Source organism: Pseudomonas sp., from assembly GCF_050739655.1.
In the GTDB taxonomy this organism is placed as follows: Bacteria; Pseudomonadota; Gammaproteobacteria; order Pseudomonadales; family Pseudomonadaceae; genus Aquipseudomonas.
The window spans coordinates 1-6,579 of the sequence record NZ_JBOIBY010000709.1 but is presented as its reverse complement, the minus strand read 5'-3'; the positions used below and the strand labels follow the sequence as shown (position 1 = coordinate 6,579).

4 protein-coding genes are annotated in these 6,579 nt (G+C 58.9%); 1 reads left to right on the top strand and 3 read right to left on the bottom strand.

Annotated features, from left to right (window positions below; translation table 11 throughout):
• Positions 1 to 71 precede the first annotated feature (71 nt).
• The gene (locus ACRESJ_RS33730; RefSeq protein ID WP_431761747.1) at positions 72 to 1,676 is read right to left on the bottom strand and encodes a carboxyl transferase domain-containing protein; all 1,605 of its coding nucleotides are present in this window, start codon (positions 1,674 to 1,676) and stop codon (positions 72 to 74) included.
• Positions 1,677 to 1,772: 96 nt separating this feature from the next.
• Positions 1,773 to 2,936, bottom strand: a complete 1,164-nt coding sequence (locus ACRESJ_RS33725) for an isovaleryl-CoA dehydrogenase (protein WP_431761746.1) — start codon at positions 2,934 to 2,936, stop codon at positions 1,773 to 1,775.
• 249 nt (positions 2,937 to 3,185) lie between these two features.
• Between ACRESJ_RS33725 and ACRESJ_RS33720 the strand changes: the two genes are divergently transcribed.
• Positions 3,186 to 4,883 (top strand): AMP-binding protein, encoded by a 1,698-nt coding sequence (locus tag ACRESJ_RS33720; protein ID WP_431761745.1) that lies wholly within the window; start codon positions 3,186 to 3,188, stop codon positions 4,881 to 4,883.
• Positions 4,884 to 5,588: 705 nt separating this feature from the next.
• On the opposite strand, the gene ACRESJ_RS33715 is transcribed toward ACRESJ_RS33720, so the two are convergent.
• The gene (locus ACRESJ_RS33715; protein WP_431761744.1) at positions 5,589 to 6,488 is read right to left on the bottom strand and encodes a hydroxymethylglutaryl-CoA lyase; all 900 of its coding nucleotides are present in this window, start codon (positions 6,486 to 6,488) and stop codon (positions 5,589 to 5,591) included.
• Positions 6,489 to 6,579: the final 91 nt, after the last annotated feature.

Sequence of the window (6,579 nt, the reverse complement as noted above, 5' to 3'; positions counted from 1 at the left end):
AAGAACGATAACGCGGTGCTTCTGGTAAACCGCGGTGAATCCTTCGCGAGCAAGCCCGCTCCCACAGAAAATCACATCCGGAACACGCCGAAGCGGCTCGGTTCGATTGGTGCGTTCAACGAGGCCGACAAGGCCAGGGCCAGCACGTCGCGGGTTTGCGCCGGGTCGATGACACCGTCGTCCCACAAGCGAGCGCTGGAGTAATAGGGGTGACCCTGTTCTTCGTACTGGTCGAGGATAGGTTGCTTGATTTCAGCTTCCTGCTCGGCGCTGAAACCCTGGCCACTGCGTTCGGCCTGTTCGCGCTTGACCTGCACCAATACGCCGGCGGCCTGCTCAGCGCCCATCACGCCGATGCGCGCATTGGGCCACATCCACAAAAAGCGTGGATCGTAGGCGCGTCCGCACATGCCGTAGTTACCGGCACCGAAACTGCCGCCGATGATCACGGTGAACTTGGGTACTTTGGCGCACGCGACGGCGGTCACCAGTTTCGCGCCGTGCTTGGCAATGCCACCGGCCTCGTACTTCTGGCCGACCATGAAGCCGGTAATGTTTTGCAGGAACAGCAAGGGAATGCCGCGCTGGCAGGCCAACTCAATGAAATGCGCGCCTTTTTGCGCCGCTTCCGCGAAGAGGATGCCGTTGTTGGCGAGGATCGCGATCGGGTAACCGTGCAAGTGAGCAAACCCGCACACCAAGGTTGTCCCGAACAAGGCCTTGAATTCATCGAACACCGATCCGTCGACCAGCCGTGCGATGACTTCACGCACATCGAACGGCTGCTTGGCGTCAGCCGGCACCACACCGTACAACTCGTCGCCGCTGTAGAGCGGGGCGATCGGCGTGCGTTGCTGAACCTCACCTTGCTTGCGCCAGTTGAGGTTGGCAACGCTGCGGCGCGCCAGGGCCAGGGCGTGTTCATCGCTTTCGGCGTAATGGTCGGCCACGCCGGAAATCTTGCAATGCACATCGGCTCCGCCAAGGTCCTCGGCGCTGACCACTTCACCTGTCGCGGCTTTCACCAGCGGCGGTCCGGCGAGGAAAATCGTCGCTTGCTCGCGAACCATGATCGCTTCGTCGGCCATTGCCGGCACATAGGCGCCACCGGCGGTGCAGGAGCCCATGACCACGGCAATCTGTGGAATGCCCATGGCGCTCATGTTGGCCTGGTTGAAGAAGATCCGGCCGAAGTGTTCGCGGTCCGGAAACACTTCGTCCTGACGCGGCAGGTTGGCGCCTCCGGAGTCCACCAGATAGATGCACGGCAGACGGTTTTGCTGGGCGATGGTCTGGGCGCGCAGGTGTTTTTTAACCGTCAGCGGGTAGTACGAGCCACCTTTTACCGTGGCATCGTTGGCGACGATCATGCATTCGACGCCTTCTACGCGGCCAATCCCGGCAATCACGCCAGCGGCGGGAACGTCTTCGCCATACACCGCGTAAGCCGCCAGCTGGCTGATTTCGAGGAACGGCGAGCCCGGATCGAGCAGGCGATTGATGCGCTCGCGGGGCAGCAGTTTACCCCGGGAGGTATGGCGTTCTTGCGCCTTCGGCCCGCCACCTTGTGCCACTTGGGCGAGCAGGGTGTGCAGCGCGTCGACCTGTTCGAGCATTGCTGCGCTGTTGGCGGCGAACTCCGCTGAACGAGGGTTGAGCTGGGTATGCAGAATCATGGCTTACTCCGTAAGCAGCTGTGAGCGGCTAGCTACAAGCCGCAAGTAAAGCTGCTCTCTTGCAGCTTGAAGCTTGTAGCTTGCAGCTGACGAAATTCATTTCGTCTCGTTAAACAGTTCGCGACCGATCAGCATGCGTCGGATCTCGCTGGTGCCTGCACCGATTTCATACAGCTTGGCGTCACGCAGCAGGCGACCGGCCGGGAATTCGTTGATGTAGCCGTTGCCGCCCAGAATCTGGATCGCGTCGAGGGCCATTTGCGTGGCGCGTTCGGCGCTGTAGAGGATCACGCCGGCAGCGTCCTTGCGGGTAGTTTCGCCGCGCTCGCAGGCCTGGGCCACCGCGTACAGGTAGGCACGGCTGGCGTTGAGCTGGGTGTACATGTCGGCGACTTTGCCCTGGATCAGCTGGAACTCACCGATGCTTTGGCCGAACTGCTTGCGGTCGTGGATGTACGGCACGATCAGGTCCATACAGGCCTGCATGATCCCGGTTGGGCCGCCGGAGAGCACAACGCGCTCGTAGTCGAGGCCGCTCATCAGCACTTTCACGCCGCCGTTGAGCACGCCGAGAATGTTTTCTTCCGGCACTTCGACGTCATCGAAAAACAGCTCGCAGGTGTTCGAGCCACGCATGCCGAGCTTGTCGAACTTGTTGCTGCGGCTAAAGCCTTTCCAGTCGCGCTCGACGATGAAGGCGGTGATGCCGTGGGGGCCTTTTTCCAGGTCGGTCTTGGCATAGATGACATAAGTGTTGGCGTCCGGACCGTTGGTGATCCAGGTTTTGCTGCCATTTAGAACGTAATGATTGCCACGCTTCTCGGCGCGCAGTTTCATCGACACCACGTCGGAACCGGCATTCGGCTCACTCATGGCCAGGGCGCCGATGTGCTCGCCGCTGATCAGCTTGGGCAGGTACTTGGATTTTTGTTCATGGTTGCCATTGCGGTTGATCTGGTTGACGCAGAGGTTGGAGTGCGCGCCGTAAGACAGGGCAACCGAGGCCGAACCGCGGCTGATTTCTTCCATGACCACCACGTGAGCCAGGTAACCCAAGCCTGCACCACCGTACTCTTCCAGCACGGTAATGCCCAGCAGGCCCATGTCGCCAAACTTGCGCCACAGGTCGGCGGGGAACAGATTGTCGGTGTCGATCTGAGCGGCGCGCGGGGCGATCTCCTTGGCGACGAAGGACTGAACCTGATCGCGCAGCATGTCGATGGTTTCACCGAGGGCAAAGTTCAGGGATGGGTAGCTCATGGGTCACCTTTTGGCTTTGTTGTAGGGTGGGGAGGGCTGCGATTCGGCTCTCACCTTTACGTTAACGTAAGCCTGTGACGAAAGGCTGTCAATCACCCTTTACGTTAACGTCAACTTGGGTGATTCTGTAGGAGCGAGCTTGCTCGCGAAGGACGTCAACGATAACGCGTGTTGTCTGGATAAACGCGGTGCCCTGACGTTCTTCGCGAGCGAGCTCGCTCCTACAAAATAAAGACAATAGGGGTCGTCATGGATCAACCCAGTGCAAGCCCGCAACGCAGTTATACCCGTGGTTCCCAGGACAAAGCCTTGCTGGCGATGACCATCGGCCAGGCGTTCGATAACACAGCGGCGCAGTACCCGACCGGTGAAGCGCTGGTCGTACGCCACCAACAGTTGCGCTACACCTGGCGGCAGTTGGCAGAGACGGCGGACTTGCACGCCAGGGCGCTGCTGGCGCTGGGCCTGCAGGCCGGTGACCGCCTTGGCATCTGGGCACCCAACTGTGCCCAGTGGTGCATCACGCAAATTGCCACTGCCAAAATCGGCGTCATTCTGGTCAATATCAATCCGGCCTACCGCAGCTCCGAACTCGAATACGTATTAAAGCAATCCGGTTGCCAGTGGCTGGTTTGCGCCGGTGCCTTCAAGTCCTCCAATTATCACGCCATGTTGCAGGGCCTGGCGCCAGAGCTGGCAGACCAATCCATCGGCCAGTTGCAGAGCGAACGCCTGCCGGAACTGCGTGGTGTGATCAGCCTGGATGCGCAGCCGCCGGCCGGTTTCCTGCCGTGGTCGCAATTGGCTGATCTGGCGGGCAGCGTGTCGGTTGAACAGCTGCGCGAACGCCAGGACAGCCTGCATTTCGACCAGGCGGTGAACATCCAGTACACCTCCGGCACCACCGGTTTCCCCAAGGGCGCGACCCTCAGTCATTACAACATTCTCAACAACGGTTACATGGTCGGTGAAAGCCTTGGCCTGACGGCTGCTGATCGCCTGGTTATCCCGGTGCCGCTGTATCACTGCTTCGGCATGGTCATGGGTAATCTCGGCTGCATCACCCACGGCAGCACGATGATTTATCCCAACGATGCGTTTGATCCGCTGCTGACCCTGAGCACCGTCGCTGAAGAAAAAGCCACCGCGCTGTACGGTGTGCCCACGATGTTCATTGCCATGCTCGACCAGCCGCAACGGGCCGAATTCGATTTGTCCAGCCTGCGTACCGGCATCATGGCGGGGGCGACGTGCCCGATCGAAGTGATGCGGCGCGTCATCAGCGAAATGCACATGAATGAAGTGCAGATTGCCTACGGCATGACGGAAACCAGTCCGGTGTCCTTGCAAACCGGTCCGTCGGACGATCTGGAACTGCGCGTTACCACTGTTGGACGCACCCAGCCGCAGCTGGAAAGCAAGATTATCGACGAGGCGGGCAACCTGGTGCCCCGTGGCACCATCGGCGAGCTGTGTACCCGCGGTTACAGTGTGATGCTGGGTTACTGGAACAATCCGCAAGGCACCGCGGAAGCGATCGACCAGGCGGGCTGGATGCATACCGGAGACCTGGCCAGCATGAATGACGAAGGTTACGTGTGCATCGCCGGGCGCAACAAAGACATGATCATCCGTGGCGGCGAGAACATTTACCCGCGGGAGCTTGAAGAGTTCTTCTTTACCCATCCGGCCGTTGCGGACGTGCAGGTGATCGGTATTCCGTGCTCACGTTATGGCGAAGAGATCGTGGCCTGGATCAAGTTCCATCCCGGTCACAGCGCCACCGAGCAGGAGCTGCAAACATGGTGCAAGGAACGCATCGCGCACTTCAAAACGCCGCGTTACTTCAAGTTCGTCGAGGAGTTTCCGATGACAGTAACCGGCAAAATCCAGAAATTCCGGATGCGTGAGATCAGTATTGAGGAGTTGCGCGGTAAGCAGGCCTGACCCTGCCTCTGATCGTTCCCACGCTTTGCGTGGGAATGCAGCCCGGGACGCTCCGCGTCCCAAAATCAAAAGCCGAACGCAGAGTGTCCGTTGAGGCATTCCCACGCGGAGCGTAGGAACGATCATGGTGGGGGCTGAAATTCCTGAGTCGCAGGCAGCACAAAGGGGAGCCGAGGCTCCCCTTTAATTTTCGTTTCGCGTGCTCTTTTTTTATTATTGAGGGTCGGTCTGTTTTTGTTTTTGGCAACCGTTGCCCTTTACCGCTGTTTTTGGCGATCCCCATCCGGGATCAAGAGCAAACGTATTTTTTTGAGCGCTGATCTACTTTCTCGCCAAGCGATCCAACCAGTTCGGGAGCTACCTGAAGGTAGTTTTATTGTTCTCTGCCCGGTTGCGGGTAACTCCGAAAAGCACCCTGAAAAGCACATCTTCTCCAAAAAAATCTGTTAGCTGCGTCTCTGCCGTGTTGTTTTTGTTATGTCAGAGTCGTTTCGTCTTGTTTTTATTGGGTGTGTCGCATTTTTTTATTCTTGTTATGCCATAGAGATAGCAGAAGCCGTGCCAACTTTTAAAAACCCTTTAAAATCAACACCTTAAAATTTTTCAGGATTTTTCTCCCAAGCAAATCCTGACATTTTGTTTCCGTGTTACTCGCTTTTCCCCACGTTTGTGATGTCGCGGTAACACACGCACGAGTCGTTGGCTTCACTGTGCGCTTCGGGCCTTCGCCACACGGGAACCGGTCGGGCGACCCAGCACTGCACTGATTTGCTGACCGGCGCGGATCAGCGCGTCCAGATCGATGCCGGTTTCGATGCCAAGGCCGTTGAGCAGGTAAACCACGTCTTCAGTGGCGACGTTACCGCTGGCGCCCTTGGCATAAGGGCAGCCGCCAAGCCCGGCGATGGAGCTGTCGAACACCGAGATGCCTTCCAGCAGGCTGGCGTAGATGTTGGCCATGGCCTGGCCGTAGGTGTCGTGGAAATGCCCGGCCAGTTTTTCCCGTGGTACATCGGCGGAAACCACGTCGATCATCCGGCGAGTCGCGCCAGCGGTGCCGGTGCCGATGGTGTCGCCCAGGGAAACCTCATAACAGCCCATGGCGTACAGCTCGCGAGCGACCCGTGCAACTTGCTCGGGGGCGACATCGCCTTCATAAGGACAGCCCAGCACGCAGGACACGTAACCGCGCACGGTAACGCCATGTTGTTTGGCGGCGTCCATGATCGGCACGAAACGCTCCAGGCTTTCGCTGATCGAGCAATTGATGTTGCGCTGGGAAAACGCTTCGGATGCCGCCGCGAATACCGCGACTTCCTTGACCCCACTGGCAATGGCGTCTTCAAAACCGCGCAGGTTGGGGGCGAGGGCGCCGTAGGTAACGCCGGGTTTGCGCTGGATCTGTGCGAAAACCTCGGCGGAACCGGCCATCTGTGGCACCCACTTGGGCGAAACGAAACTGCCGACTTCTATATACCCCAGGCCCGCGGCTGTGAGCGCGTCCACCAGTTGCACCTTGTCGGTAACACTGATGGGTTGGGCTTCGTTTTGCAGACCGTCGCGGGGGCCGACTTCGACAAGGCGTACGTGGGTTGGAAGGGACATGGGATTCGACCTGTGTTGATAGTCTGAATGCGAAAAGGACCCTGTGGGAGCGGGCTTGCTCGCGAATGCGGTGGATCAGTCACTACTAATG